Raw genomic sequence first — 13,348 nt, 5'->3', positions numbered from 1 at the left:
TTCTTCCTCCCTTACCCGCCTTTACGAAAGGCGAGGCCGCTCCAAGTTACCCTTGGAACGGCCCTTTTCGAGTCACAGTTTGGTATTCTGCACCAAAGTATGAGGTCAGCCCGGCAGTTCGAACACAGTCAGCTGTCCGCCCAACTCAGTATATTGCGACAAGGCGGCATAGCCACCCACCGCACCCAGACCTTCGTTCGGGTTGGTCAGACCTGCGGCCAGACCGATACCAGCCCAACCACCGACACCCGAAAGCACCGCGACATATTGCTTGCCGCCGCTTTCATAGGTCATGACGTTGCCGATGATGCCCGACGGGGTCTTGAACTTGTAAAGCTCTTTGCCCGTCTCGGCATCGACCGCTTTCAGGTAACCTTCCAGCGTGCCGTAGAAGACGATGTCGCCTGCGGTTGCCAAAGCGCCGGACCAGACCGAGAACTGCTCGGGCAGCGACCACTTGATCTCGCCCTTGGTGTTGTCCCAGGCGATGAAGTTACCCATGCCGCCATGGCTGTTCGGCGCGGGATACATCGACAAGGTCGCACCGACATAGGGCTGTCCGGCGGTATAGGCCACGCGGAACGGCTCGTAGTCCATGCAGACGTGGTTGGTCGGGACATAGAACAGGTTGGTCTTGGGCGAGAAGGCCGCGGGCTGCTGGTCCTTGGTCCCAAGCGCGGCCGGACAGATGCCGGTCGAGTTGGTGTCCTCACCGTTCTGTTCGGTCGAGTACTGCGCCACCACAGCCGGCCGGCCAAAGGTTTCCGAATTCGGATCCATGTCGACGCCGGTTGTCCAGTTCACCGCCGGATCGTATTTCTGGGCGACCAGCAATTCACCGCTTTCGCGATCCAAGGTGTAGCCCAGACCGTTCCGGTCGAAGTGGGTCAGCAGCTTGCGTTCCGTCCCGTCGATGGCCTGGTTGGTCAGGATCATCTCGTTGACGCCGTCGAAGTCCCATTCATCATGGGGCGTCATCTGGTAGAACCATTTGGCCATACCGGTATCGGCGTCGCGGGCCATGATGGTCATCGACCATTTGTTGTCACCTGGACGCTGCGCCGGGTTCCAGGTCGACGGGTTACCGGTGCCGTAATAAACAAGGTTCAGTTCAGGATCGTACGAGTACCAGCCCCATGTAGTGCCGCCACCGATCTTCCACTGATCGCCTTCCCAGCTTTTCAGCGAGCTGTCAGCGCCGATCGGCTTGCCAAGCACCATGGTCTTTTCGGGATCGACCAGCATTTCGGCGTCGGGGCCGGTCGAGTAGGCCTTCCAGACCTCTTTGCCGTCCGCGAGGTTATAAGCCGTCACGCGACCGCGCACGCCGTATTCACCACCGGAGACACCGACGATCACCTTGTCCTTGACCGGCATTACCGTTGCGGTGTTGGTCTCACCAATCGCCGGATCGCCGGTCTTGACCGACCATTTCAACTCGCCGGTTTTCGCATCCAGCGCGATCAGGGTCGTGTCGGCCTGATGGAAGATGATCATGCCATCGGCATAGGCCGGACCGCGGCTGACGGTGTCGCAGCACATCACCGCGATCACGTTCGGGTCCTGTTGCGGCTCGTAGCGCCACAGGATCTTGCCGCCGTCTTTCAGGTCGAGCGCGAAAATGTTGTTGGGGAACGGCGTATGGACATACATCACATCGCCGATAACCAGCGGCGAGCCTTCATGCCCGCGCAGGACACCGGTCGAGAAGGTCCATGCAACACGCATGTCCTTAACGTTGTCCTTATTGATCGAATCCAGCGTCGAATAACGCGTGTTCGCGTAATCGCCGGTCTGGATTGCCCATTGTCCAGGTTTTCCAACCTCGGCAAGGACGCTGTCATTGGCCAGCACCGAAGAGCCAGACAAGAGCAGCGCCATGGTGGCGCCTTGCAGCAGTCTTTTCATGATATCCCTCCACTAGCTGGCCAGCGCGACTCCTCCTCGCGGTTGGCCATCCCAGCCCAAGTGTTCGGACCGCCAATTCATTGCGTCAACGAAGGGGACTGATGCGTCACACCAAAGTCTTAGGGAAACTTGGTATATCGGCAGGGAATTCCCCCCGCATTCGCGCGGGGGGATAGTCACTTGATCAGGCAAGCCGTTCCGCATGCCAACGGATGTGATCGGGCATGAAGGTTTGCACGAAGAAATAGCTGTGATCGTAGCCTTCCTGCATACGGAATTCGCCGGGTTGACGGCGTTCCATCATCGCATGGGCCAAGGCTTCGGGCTTGAGCAGGTTCAGGAACTGATCGCTTGCGCCCTGATCTATCAGAACCTCGCCCGGATAACCCTTTTCGCGCATGAGAATGGTCGAATCATGTTTCGACCATCCCGATTTATCCGCGCCAAGATAGGCCGTAAATTGTTTGCGGCCCCAGTCGGATTCCGTTGGATTCGCAATCGGCGCGAAGGCCGAGACCGATTTGTAGCGTTCAGGAAAAGTCATCGCGATGGTCAAGGCGCCATGCCCGCCCATCGAATGTCCGGTGATACCCTGCGCGTCGCGATCCAGCTGGAAATTGTTGAAAACCAGTTCGGGCAGTTCATGCGTTATATAGTGCCACATCTTGAAATGCGGCGCCCAAGGCGTTTCGGTTGCATCGACATAGAACCCCGCTCCCTGCCCCAGATCATAGGCATCGTCATTGGCAACGCCTTCGCCGCGCGGGCTGGTATCAGGGAAAATCAGCGCTATGCCGTATTCGGATGCCCATTCCTGCGCACCCGCCTTGGTCATCGCATTCTCATGCGTGCAGGTCAGGCCGGACAGATACCACAGAACCGGAACCTTACCGTATTGCGCCGCCGGAGGCAGATAAACCGCAAAGGTCATGTCGGTTCCGGTCGTCTGTGATTTGTGGCGATAAACGCCCTGCGTGCCACCGAAGCTGCGGTTCTCGGAAACGGTTTCGTACTTCATCTGTCTTTCCCTTCAGGCAGATTGGATGCTGGCGCCACTCGAAATCATGCGGCGGTGTCGGGCAACCGGAAATCTTCGGTTCTGCAACGAATGGCCTGTGCCATCGCGTGGCCTGAGCGTCACGCAACAGAAGAAATCCGCCCCGTCACTTAACCCTTGGACATATTATGCTAACGTCTCGGGAGTAATCGGCGAAAGGGCCCCGGATGTCCACGACAAGCAGATCACTACCAGCCGGCCTAAGGATACTCGCTTTGATCGCCACCTTCGGGATCGCCGAAAACGCAACGGCCTTCGATTTCTCGATATTTGTCGACCCCGAGGACAACTACATCGACGCCTCGGCCTTTCTTGCCCGTGGCGGATTTGTTCCCGTTCCCGTCATTATCACCGAGCCTGCCGTCGATGGCGGTTTCGGGATTATCGGCCAGTTCATCGGCACGCCGACTGCTCCGGGCCGACAACCATCGCGGACCATGATCGGAATTTCGCGCACCGGCAACGGCTCGACCGCAGGGGGCGTCCTGCATAGCGGAAACATGCGGGACGGCACGATCCGGTATAAATACGGCGCTGGTGTCGCGGACATGACCATTCCGATTTTCCCCTTCGGACTGGACCAATCCGTCGATTATTCCAACAAAAACGTCGCCGCCTTCGCCAATGCCCGGATGCGGCTAGGCGAGTCGGACTTCTGGGCCGGACCACGCTTTGTCTATCGCAAGACCGACCTGTCGATCGGCGAGGATGCCGATCTGGGGCCGGTCGCGACCCAAGTGCGCGACTACATCAACAACCTCTTCGATTCCCAACAATATATCGCGCTAGGCGCGTCGCTGCATTATGACACCCGCAACAATCCCATCTCGCCGACCGAGGGCATCAACGGTTCGCTCAGATACGATATCTATGATGATGCCTTCGGCAGCGACGCCAATTTCAAGATCGGTCAGGCCGTGTTGACCAGTTTCAGCAGCTTCGGTGACGATTGGACCTTCGGCATCATGAACAAATACAAGTGGACTGACGGCAACAATCCGTTCTTCACCTCGCCACATGTCGATTTACGCGGTGTGCAGTCGGGGCGCTATTCGGGCGATGCCGCCTACAGCGCCGAGGCCGAGATCCGCAAGCAGTTCACCGACCGTTGGGCCGGTGTTGTGTTCGGCGGCTATGGCGAAACCTATGTCTCGGATTCGAAACTATACGAGCCAGCCGACGATATTTGGACCTATGGTCTGGGTGTGCGCTACAAGCTTGCCCGCAAGATCGGGCTGGATGTCGGGCTGGATGTCGCGAAAGGCCCCGAGGAATCGATCTTTTACATCCAGTTCGGCCACGCATGGGGCCGCGCGATGGACTGACCGCAGATCACTCTGCGGTCAGGTCGTTGAACATGACCAAGGCATCGACATAGCCCAGACGCGGGTGGAGAAATGCCCCCGGCAAGCGGCCGACGATTTCAAATCCCGCCTTTTGCCACGAATGCACGGCATCGGCATTGGTCGAGACGACGAAGTTGAACTGCATCGCCCGGAACCCCTGACCACGCGCCCAATCCTTGGCGTGGGTGACCAAAGCCCGCGCGATGCCGCGACCGCGGGCATCGGGATGGGTCGCGAAGCTCGCATTGGCGACATGGCTGGCCGGACCGGGGCGATTGCGGCCCACATGGCTGATCCCCAGAATGCGCCCATCCAGTTCCGCCACAAACGCGCTGAAAGGCGCGGCGAACCAGTCCGCCAGCGCATCCTCGCGCGTGATGTCGGTCGGGATGCAATAGGTTTCGCCCGCCCGATAGACCGGTTCCAGAATCGTCCAGATCGCGTCGTGATCGTCAGAGGTCGCGGGGCGGATCACCACCCCGCGATTATCGGTAGTCATTTCAGCTCATCCACGGTGCGGATGACCTTGCCCAGCAGACCGTAATCTAGCGCCTCTTGCGTGTTCAACCAGAAGTCGCGCTGGGTGTCTTTCTCGATCCGCTCGATCGGCTGGCCGGTCGCCTCGGCAAAGATCTGGTTCAGGCGGTCGCGCATCAGGCGAACCTGCTCGGCCTGGATCATCATGTCCGAGGACGTGCCGCCAATCCCGCCCGAGGGCTGGTGGATCAGGAAGCGCGTGTTCGGCAGGCAGAAGCGGTTTTCCTTTTTCGCCGCGACAAAGATCAGCGCGCCAGCCGAGGCCACCCAACCCGAGCCGATGGTGCGGACGGTGGGACGGATGAACTTGATCACGTCATGGATCATATCGCCCGATTCCACATGACCACCCGGAGACGAGATCAGCATGTTGATCGGTTTGTCGCTGTCCTCGGCCAAGGCCAGAAGATGCGCAACAGTGCGCTGCGCCAGCTTGTCGTTGATCGGACCTGCGACGATTACAGTGCGCGATTTGAAGTAAAGCTTGCCGATCTTGTCGCCCTCGGGCAGGCCGAGACCCTCGTCTTTTTCGCCTTTTTGCGGCTGATCGTCGTCATCATCGTCGTCATCGTCATCGTTGAGCCATTGGTGACGCATCGGCCTGCTCCTTGTTTCCTTATGGCGACGGCGGGACCAAGCGGCCCCGCCGTCCTTTTAACTAAGCAGCCGTTACCGATCAGTAAAGGACGACCGAGCGAATCGACTCGCCGGAATGCATCAGGTCGAAGCCTTTGTTGATGTCTTCCAGCGGCATTGTGTGGGTGATCATCGGGTCGATCTCGATCTTTCCGTCCATGTACCAGTCGACAATTTTAGGAACATCGGTCCGGCCACGTGCGCCACCGAATGCCGTGCCCTTCCAGACGCGACCGGTGACCAGCTGAAACGGACGGGTGCTGATTTCTGCGCCCGCAGCGGCCACGCCGATGATGACAGACTGGCCCCAGCCGCGATGGGTGCATTCCAGCGCATCGCGCATGACTTTGGTGTTCCCGGTGGCGTCGAAGCTGTAATCCGCGCCGCCGATCTGGTCGAACGGGGTCTTCGTCATGTTGACGATTTCCTGCACGACATTGTCGGTGTTCTTCGGGTTGATGAAATGGGTCATGCCGAAATGCTCGGCCATGCCCTTCTTGTCGTCGTTCAGGTCGACGCCGATGATCATGTCGGCACCGGCAAGACGCAGGCCCTGAATTACGTTCAGACCAATGCCGCCCAGACCGAAGACGACCGCTTTCGCGCCGATCTCGACCTTGGCGGTGTTGATCACCGCACCGATGCCGGTGGTGACGCCGCAGCCGATATAGCAGATCTTGTCGAAGGGCGCGTCCCCGCGAACCTTCGCCACGGCGATCTCCGGCAGGACGGTGTAGTTCGAGAAGGTCGAGCAACCCATGTAGTGATGGATCGGCGTGCCATCCAGCATCGAGAAGCGCGAGGTCCCGTCCGGCATCAGCCCCTGCCCCTGCGTCGCGCGAATCGCAGTGCAAAGGTTGGTCTTGCCCGAGAGGCAGGACGCGCATTGGCGGCATTCCGGCGTGTAAAGCGGAATGACGTGATCGCCCACCTTGACCGAGGTGACGCCCGGGCCGACCTCGACCACGACGCCCGCGCCTTCATGGCCAAGGATCGCGGGGAACAGGCCTTCGGGATCGGCGCCCGAGCGGGTGAATTCGTCGGTATGGCAGATGCCGGTCGCCTTGATCTCGATCATGACCTCTCCGGCCTTCGGGCCTTCAAGGTTCACTTCCATGACCTCCAGCGGCTTGCCTGCCTCGAGGGCGACGGCTGCACGTGTTCTCATTTCAAGTCTCCTTCCGTGTCGGCCTGACGGCCTGCTGAATGTCTGGTCATGGCGTAACCCCATCGCATGGCATTGTCATGGCATCGGGGGCCGGATTGACCGACCCCCTGCTTGCCATTCAAGCCGCTATCGTCAAGCCGGGAGTGCGCCAGATTTCTTGGCAATATGCGTCGCGATGGCGTCCATCAGCGGCGGCGAAAGCGCGTCATAGGGCTCGAGCCCCAGTTCTTTAAGACGCGCGCGGATGCCCGCCATGCGGCTGGGATCGACACCGGATTCAATGATCGAGCTGACGAATGCGGCAAATTCGGGTGCAGACCAGCCGCCCTGATCGGACAGTTCGGTATGGACGAAATCCAGCCCGTAGAACGGATGTCCGGTATTTTCGATGCGGCCATACATATGCACGCCGCAATCCTTGCAGCGGTAGCGCTGGATCGGAGCGTCAGCATTCACGATCTCGAGCTTCTCGGCGCCGCTGATAACCTCGACCGAATCACGGCCAACGACAGCGATCTGCGAGAAGACGGCACCATCGGGCTTCCAGCATTTTGTGCAGCCGCAGACGTGATTATGGGCGGTTTGGGACTTTACCGCCACGCGAACCGGATTCGACGTGCATTTGCAATGAAGCTCGCCGCCCGCGAAGCCTGGCGTGGCCGGTTTGATGCCGTTATCAACAGCGGGGTGAATCTTTACCCCGGAAGTGTCGCTCATGGTCTTCCCTCCCGATAGACCCTGGGCCCAGACCGGCCTCAGTGAGCGCAGTTTGCGCTGCGTAGTCGGGCACACAAGTGGGCAAAAGGTTGTAATCCTTGGGATCAGACCTCGGGACGGGTGACCAGCCAAAGCGCGACGGCGCTACAGATCAAGGCCTGTCCAGCAATCAGGCGGGGATCAAGGCCTAGCCATAGTGACCAGCCCACACCACAGCCCATAGCCAGCGTAGCCCAGATTTTAGCAGACCGCCCCACCACCCCGCGCTTGCGCCAATCGCGGATGGGCGGACCAAAGGTCGGATGGCGCATGATCCGCGCGCCAAGTCGCGGAGAGGATTTCGCAAAGGCCCAAACGGCCACCAAAAGAAACGGTACGGTCGGCATGACCGGCAGAATCGCTCCGATCACACCGATTGTCAGGGATAGCCAACCAACGGCAAGCCAAAGGAAACGCATCTTATTCAGCCAGCTCCCGCAGGATTCCATTCAGTACCGGTCGACCCGCTTCGGTCGCCGCAAGCCGGTCCCCCTGAACCGTAACCAATCCAAGCCCGATCAGATCCTTTAACTGTCCTTGTGGCAGTGTCGCACCATGACCAACGTAGCGTGAAATCTCCATGCCTTCGGTCAGGCGCAGCGACATCAACAGGTATTCGACCGCACGATCGGACAGGCTCAGAAGATCGCGCACGCTGTCACCGTTGCCAAGACGCTCGACGGCATCCAGCCATGCGCCGGGGGCGCGATGGGCCTCGGTCGCCCAACGGCCCGAGGGTAGCGTCAGGCGGCCATGTGCGCCCGGACCGACCGCAGCCCAATCGCCCTGCCGCCAATAGACCAGATTATGCAGACTTTCCGCACCGGGGCGAGCATGGTTCGATATCTCATATGTCGGCATTCCTGCCTCAGCGCAGATTTCCTGCGTGTCCTGATACATATCCGCGGACAGATCATCATCGGGAAGGCCCTTGAGCCCACCTTTCGCGTGGCGCGCACCAAAGGCCGTTCCCGGTTCGATGGTCAACTGATAGGCGGACAGGTGATCGACGGCCATCGAAAGCGCCTCGGACAACTCGCGCCGCCAATGCGCGCGATCCTGATCCTGACGCGCATAGATCAGATCGAAGCTGACACGCGTGAAACATTCGCGCGCGATATCAAAGGCCGCGCGCCCCTCGGCAACGCTATGCATCCTGCCAAGTCGCCGAAGATCCTCATCGTTAAGCGCCTGCATTCCCATCGAGACGCGATTCACGCCCGCATCGGCATAGGCGCGGAAACGTCCCATCTCGACGCTGGTCGGATTGGCCTCGAGCGTGATTTCTATATTGTTGGCAAAAGGCCAGACAACGCGGGCCGCTTCGATTACGCCCGCAACCGTTTCCGGTGCCATCAGGCTGGGTGTACCGCCACCGAAAAAGATGCTGTTGAGCACCCTTCCCGGAACCTCGCGACCAATCCGGGCCAGTTCGACGCGATAAGCCTCGAGCCATCGGCTTTGGTCGACTGTCGCCGAAACGTGACTGTTGAAGTCGCAATATGGACATTTCGAGGCGCAAAACGGCCAATGCACATACAAGGCAAAGCCCCCGGCCCGCCAATCTTCGGCGACGGGGGCTGTCGTGGTGATGGCTGCTGTGGCTGTCATTCCCTGAACGCGGTAACTTCGATCTCGACCTTCATTTCGGGTCTGATCAGTCCCGCGACAACCATTGTCGCAGCAGGTAACGCAAGCTTCATCGCTTCACCCAATACCGGCGCAATTTCGTCAACCAGTGCGGGATCGGTGATCGTGTACTGCACGCGCACAATGTCATCGGGCGCGAAGCCGGCCTTTTCAAGCGTTGAAAAGATCGTGGCGAAAGCATTGCGCGCTTGCTCGGCGGCGCTGTCGGGCATCTGCATCGCCGCATAGTCATAGCCGGTTGTGCCCGAAACGAAGCACCACGGACCTTTGACGACGGCGCGACTATACCCCAGCGCCGTCTCGAACAGTGATCCGGTCGAAATCCTATGCAAAGGTTGCCTCCAACTTGCGGAAGGCGTCTGCACGATGGCTGATACGGTTTTTTTCCTCGGACGGCATCTCGGCAAATGTCACGTCATGGCCATCGGGGACGAAGATCGGGTCGTAGCCATGGCCCTGCGCGCCGCGCGGCGGCCATATCAGGTGACCCGGCGCGATGCCCTCGAAGATCTCCTCGTGCCCGTCGGGCCACATCAACATCAGCGTTGCGCGAAACTGGGCAGTCCGCGGTTCAGGGATATTGCGTTCGTCCAACTCGCTCCATGTCCGCGACATCGCCTGCATGAAGTCGCGCCCGTTCGGAGTTTCAGCCCAGTCGGCAGTATAGACGCCTGGAGCACCATCAAGACCGTCAACGGTAATCCCGCTATCATCGGCCAGCACAGGAAGGCCGGTCGCCTGAACGGCGGCGCGAGCCTTGATCCGGGCATTGCCGATGAAACTGTCTTCGGTTTCGTCGGGTTCAGCCAATCCCATCTCGCCAGCCGAAGTGACCTCGATCCCATGCGGAGCCATCATGGCGCGGATTTCTTCCAGCTTGCCCGCATTATGGGTCGCAACCAGAAGCTTCCGTTCGGTAAGCTTTCTCATGCGGTCGCCTCTTTCTGGGCGCTGACCAGTTCGGCGACTCCGGTCTCGGCCAGATCCAGCAACTCGTTCATTTGAGGACGCGAGAAGGTCGCGCCTTCTGCCGACATCTGCACCTCGATCAGGCGTCCCGAACCGGTCAGGATGAAGTTGCCGTCCGTGCCTGCCTCGCTGTCTTCGGCATAGTCCAGATCCAGAACCGACTGACCGGCGTAGATACCACATGAAACAGCCGCGACATGGTCCATGATCGGATCGGTTGTGATGACGCCGGCTTTCAAAAGCTTGTTCACCGCCAGTCGCAGCGCGACCCATCCGCCCGTGATCGATGCACAGCGGGTTCCGCCATCGGCCTGAATGACGTCACAGTCGATGACGATCTGGCGTTCGCCCAATGCACGGCGGTCGACACCGGCGCGGAGCGCACGGCCGATCAGGCGTTGGATTTCTTGGGTACGTCCGGATTGCTTGCCAGTCGCCGCCTCGCGGCGGTTGCGGGAGTTGGTGGCGCGGGGAAGCATGCCGTATTCAGCAGTCACCCAACCCTGCCCCGACCCTTTCAGGAAAGGCGGTGCCTTTTCCTCGATCGTGGCCGAGCAAAGCACCTTGGTGTCCCCGCAAGAGATCAGGCACGAGCCCTCGGCGTGTCGCATTACACCCGTTTCGATTGAAATCGGACGCATATCGCTTAAATTCCGGCCAGAGGGTCGCATCGGTCGTTCCTTTCGGGGGTTTTGCTGTTCAAATACAGGTCGCCTGCCCCTGACCGCAACCCGTTACCCATCAAACTGATTGACCATGCCCGATACCGCGCTTCTTTCCGACCTGAACGACCGCTCGCGTGAAGTCTTCCGCAGGGTGGTGGAATCCTATCTTGCGACCGGTGAGCCCGTCGGATCGCGCACATTGACCCGCGACCTGACCGAAAAGATCAGCGCCGCGACGATCCGCAACGTCATGCAGGATCTTGAGCATCTGGGGCTGCTGGATCATCCGCATGTCTCAGCCGGAAGGATGCCGACCCAACTGGGGCTACGACTGTTTGTCGACGGGTTGATGGAAGCAGGCCCTGTTTCGATGACTGATCGCGAAATGATCAACGAAACACTCGGCAACGAAAGCGGAGATACTGGCGCGATGCTTGATCGCGTCAGCATGGCGCTGTCAAACCTGACGCAAGGCGCCTCGCTGGTACTGATGCCAAAACACGAAGCGCCTGTTCGGCATATCGAATTCGTCAGTCTTGCGCCGGATCGTGCGCTGGTCGTGCTGGTCTTTGCGGATGGCCGGGTCGAGAACCGGGTCTTCAACCCGCCGCCCGGCCATACCGCCAGTTCGATGCGTGAAGCGGCCAACTTCCTGAATGCAGTTGCGGAAGGACGGACACTAAGCGATCTGCGCAGCGGTATCTCGCGCGAGATCGAAGCAAGCCGTCAGAAACTGGATCTGATGGCTGCCGAACTGATCGCGTCGGGCTTGGCGATGTGGGATGGCGACTCGACCGATCCAAGGTTGATCGTACGCGGTCGGGCAAACTTGCTGGCGCATGAATTGGCCGATCTGGATCGGGTACGAACGCTGTTCGATGACCTTGAACGCAAACGCGATATTGCCGAATTCTTGGAATTGGCCGAACACGGTGAAGGAGTCCGAATTTTCATCGGCTCGGAGAACAAGCTTTTTTCACTTTCTGGTTCATCTCTCGTCGTTTCACCCTATATGAATGCCGACCGAAAGATCGTCGGCGCGGTTGGAGTAATTGGGCCCACCAGGCTTAATTATGGAAGAATCGTACCGATCGTCGATTACACCGCTCAGCTCGTCGGCCGGATGATTGCCGGCCGGAAAGGATAAGGACATGACCAACGAGTACCCCAACGGCCTGACAGAAGGCGAAGATATTACCAGCCCGCTGGACGAAGCCGTCGAGGACACCTCGGAGATCGATACCCTGATCGCCGAGCGGGATGCCCTGCAGGACAAATTCATGCGCGCTCTGGCCGATGCGGACAATGCCCGCAAGCGTGCCGACAAAGAGCGCCGCGAGGCCGAGCAATACGGCGGCTCGCGTCTGGCACGCGACCTTCTGCCGGTTTATGACGCCCTGTCCCGCGCCCTTGATACAGTCACGGACGAACAACGGGATGCGACCGGCGCACTGATCGAAGGCGTCGAGCTGACTCTGCGCGAGTTGAGCAACGTCTTTGCCAAGCACGGCATCAACGTGATCACCCCCGCGATCGGCGACAGATTTGATCCGCTCCAGCACGAAGCGATGTTCGAGGCTCCGGTTCCTGGCACCATTTCCGGAAACATCATTCAGGTGATGGGCCACGGCTTCATGTTGCATGACCGGTTGCTACGACCCGCAAAGGTCGGGGTTAGCTCGTCTCCGGCCAACTGATCGAGCGTAATACGAGGTCCCGGAAAATTCCGGGGCCTCTCTACATTTAGTATAGAAGCAAGGGAAGCACTCAATATATGTGCTATTGATTACCCAATAGCTGACAAAGCTGATCAAGTTGATCAAGATCTTTGTAAGAAATCACCAGCTGTCCACCATCCTGACCGGCATGGTTGATCGTAACTTTCATCCGCAGATGTGCCGACAGATCCCCTTCGAGGGCACGGGTATCTGCGTCCTTTTCAGGGGCCTGCCGCGCCGGCTTCTGCTTCGCGCCTTCTGCCTGGCGACGGACAAGCTCCTCGGTTTCCCGCACCGAGAGATTCTTGTCGATGACTCGACGGGCCAATTCTACCGCGTTCTGCGCAGTAATAAGGGCACGTGCATGACCAGCAGTAAGCTTTCCTTCCTTCAGCCAAGCCTGAACTTGTTCGGGCAGGTTCAGAAGACGAAGCAAATTGGCAATATGGCTACGACTTTTGTTTAGCGCCTCGCCCAATTTTTCTTGAGTGTGCCCGAACCGATCCATCAACTGCCGATAGGACGCGGCCTCCTCGATCGCGTTCAGATCGGAACGTTGAATGTTCTCGACAATTGCAACCTCAAGAACTTCGGTATCATTCAGATCACGAACGATAACCGGAACTTCATGCAGTTGTGCAATCTGAGCTGCCCGCCAACGACGTTCACCAGCAACAATTTGAAAGAGTCCGCGATCATTCGGATGCGGACGAACGATCAAGGGTTGCAAGACACCTTTGGCCCGAAGCGAACTCGCCAGTTCTTGCAAGGATTCTGGCGCAAAGCTTCGCCTTGGTTGATCTGGGTTCGGGGTAATCTGCTCGACCGGCAAAACCTGCCTCGGAACCGGTCGATCCGAAGGTATAAGATCGACATCCGCCATTAGTGCTGACAACCCGCGCCCTAGCCCCCGTTTTTCTGCTCTGTTCTCGGACATT

At 59.1% G+C, this 13,348-nt stretch carries 15 protein-coding genes; 3 read left to right on the top strand and 12 right to left on the bottom strand.

Translation table 11 applies throughout. The features are described from left to right. Positions 1-105 precede the first annotated feature (105 nt). Both GL286_RS11225 and fghA read right to left on the bottom strand, forming a co-directional pair. Entirely contained in the window at positions 106-1,908 is a 1,803-nt protein-coding gene (locus tag GL286_RS11225; RefSeq protein ID WP_155095651.1) for a methanol/ethanol family PQQ-dependent dehydrogenase, read from the bottom strand. Positions 1,909-2,092: 184 nt separating this feature from the next. Next, complete coding sequence (gene fghA / locus GL286_RS11220; protein ID WP_155095650.1) at positions 2,093-2,926, bottom strand: S-formylglutathione hydrolase; 834 nt, start codon at positions 2,924-2,926, stop codon at positions 2,093-2,095. A 254-nt stretch (positions 2,927-3,180) separates the two neighbouring features. On the opposite strand from fghA, the gene GL286_RS11215 reads away from it, so the two are divergent. Continuing rightward, positions 3,181-4,290 (top strand): BamA/TamA family outer membrane protein, encoded by a 1,110-nt coding sequence (locus GL286_RS11215; RefSeq protein WP_155095649.1) that lies wholly within the window; start codon positions 3,181-3,183, stop codon positions 4,288-4,290. A gap of 7 nt (positions 4,291-4,297) precedes the next feature. Here the strand turns inward: GL286_RS11215 and GL286_RS11210 are convergent, their stop codons facing one another. The 9 genes from GL286_RS11210 to rph all read right to left on the bottom strand — a co-directional run bounded on the left by GL286_RS11210 (position 4,298) and on the right by rph (position 10,698). Beyond that, the gene (locus GL286_RS11210; protein WP_155095648.1) at positions 4,298-4,810 is read right to left on the bottom strand and encodes a GNAT family N-acetyltransferase; all 513 of its coding nucleotides are present in this window, start codon (positions 4,808-4,810) and stop codon (positions 4,298-4,300) included. Further along, positions 4,807-5,445, bottom strand: a complete 639-nt coding sequence (locus GL286_RS11205; RefSeq protein ID WP_155095647.1) for an ATP-dependent Clp protease proteolytic subunit — start codon at positions 5,443-5,445, stop codon at positions 4,807-4,809. The genes GL286_RS11210 and GL286_RS11205 overlap by 4 nt, the downstream gene beginning before the upstream one ends. Positions 5,446-5,524: 79 nt before the next feature. Then, positions 5,525-6,652, bottom strand: a complete 1,128-nt coding sequence (locus tag GL286_RS11200) for an S-(hydroxymethyl)glutathione dehydrogenase/class III alcohol dehydrogenase (protein ID WP_155095646.1) — start codon at positions 6,650-6,652, stop codon at positions 5,525-5,527. Positions 6,653-6,784: 132 nt separating this feature from the next. Continuing rightward, the gene (gene gfa, locus GL286_RS11195; protein ID WP_155095645.1) at positions 6,785-7,369 is read right to left on the bottom strand and encodes an S-(hydroxymethyl)glutathione synthase; all 585 of its coding nucleotides are present in this window, start codon (positions 7,367-7,369) and stop codon (positions 6,785-6,787) included. A gap of 104 nt (positions 7,370-7,473) precedes the next feature. Then, complete coding sequence (locus tag GL286_RS11190) at positions 7,474-7,827, bottom strand: YbaN family protein (protein ID WP_155095644.1); 354 nt, start codon at positions 7,825-7,827, stop codon at positions 7,474-7,476. A 1-nt stretch (position 7,828) separates the two neighbouring features. Next, the gene (gene hemW / locus GL286_RS11185) at positions 7,829-9,019 is read right to left on the bottom strand and encodes a radical SAM family heme chaperone HemW (RefSeq protein WP_155095643.1); all 1,191 of its coding nucleotides are present in this window, start codon (positions 9,017-9,019) and stop codon (positions 7,829-7,831) included. After that, positions 9,016-9,390, bottom strand: coding sequence for a RidA family protein (locus GL286_RS11180; protein WP_155095642.1), 375 nt, complete (start codon positions 9,388-9,390; stop codon positions 9,016-9,018). The genes hemW and GL286_RS11180 overlap by 4 nt, the downstream gene beginning before the upstream one ends. Then, complete coding sequence (gene rdgB / locus GL286_RS11175) at positions 9,383-9,988, bottom strand: RdgB/HAM1 family non-canonical purine NTP pyrophosphatase (protein WP_155095641.1); 606 nt, start codon at positions 9,986-9,988, stop codon at positions 9,383-9,385. Before rdgB ends, GL286_RS11180 begins: the two co-directional genes overlap by 8 nt. Further along, entirely contained in the window at positions 9,985-10,698 is a 714-nt protein-coding gene (rph, locus tag GL286_RS11170) for a ribonuclease PH (RefSeq protein WP_155095640.1), read from the bottom strand. The genes rdgB and rph overlap by 4 nt, the downstream gene beginning before the upstream one ends. A gap of 85 nt (positions 10,699-10,783) precedes the next feature. Here rph and hrcA point away from each other — a divergent pair, with 85 nt between their 5' ends. Beyond that, positions 10,784-11,839 carry a heat-inducible transcriptional repressor HrcA gene (gene hrcA / locus GL286_RS11165; protein ID WP_155095639.1) on the top strand — a complete coding sequence of 352 codons (1,056 nt, stop codon included), beginning with the start codon at positions 10,784-10,786 and terminating at the stop codon, positions 11,837-11,839. A 4-nt stretch (positions 11,840-11,843) separates the two neighbouring features. Further along, positions 11,844-12,389 (top strand): nucleotide exchange factor GrpE, encoded by a 546-nt coding sequence (locus GL286_RS11160; protein ID WP_155095638.1) that lies wholly within the window; start codon positions 11,844-11,846, stop codon positions 12,387-12,389. A gap of 82 nt (positions 12,390-12,471) precedes the next feature. Here the strand turns inward: GL286_RS11160 and GL286_RS11155 are convergent, their stop codons facing one another. Further along, positions 12,472-13,347 carry a ParB/RepB/Spo0J family partition protein gene (locus GL286_RS11155; RefSeq protein WP_155095637.1) on the bottom strand — a complete coding sequence of 292 codons (876 nt, stop codon included), beginning with the start codon at positions 13,345-13,347 and terminating at the stop codon, positions 12,472-12,474. Between the last annotated feature and the right edge of the window lies 1 nt (position 13,348).

The organism is Paracoccus aestuariivivens (genome assembly GCF_009711225.1).
Classification (GTDB): Bacteria; Pseudomonadota; Alphaproteobacteria; order Rhodobacterales; family Rhodobacteraceae; genus Paracoccus; species Paracoccus aestuariivivens.
The sequence above is the reverse complement of the archived record's forward strand: the minus strand, read 5'-3'. Positions and strand labels throughout refer to the sequence as shown.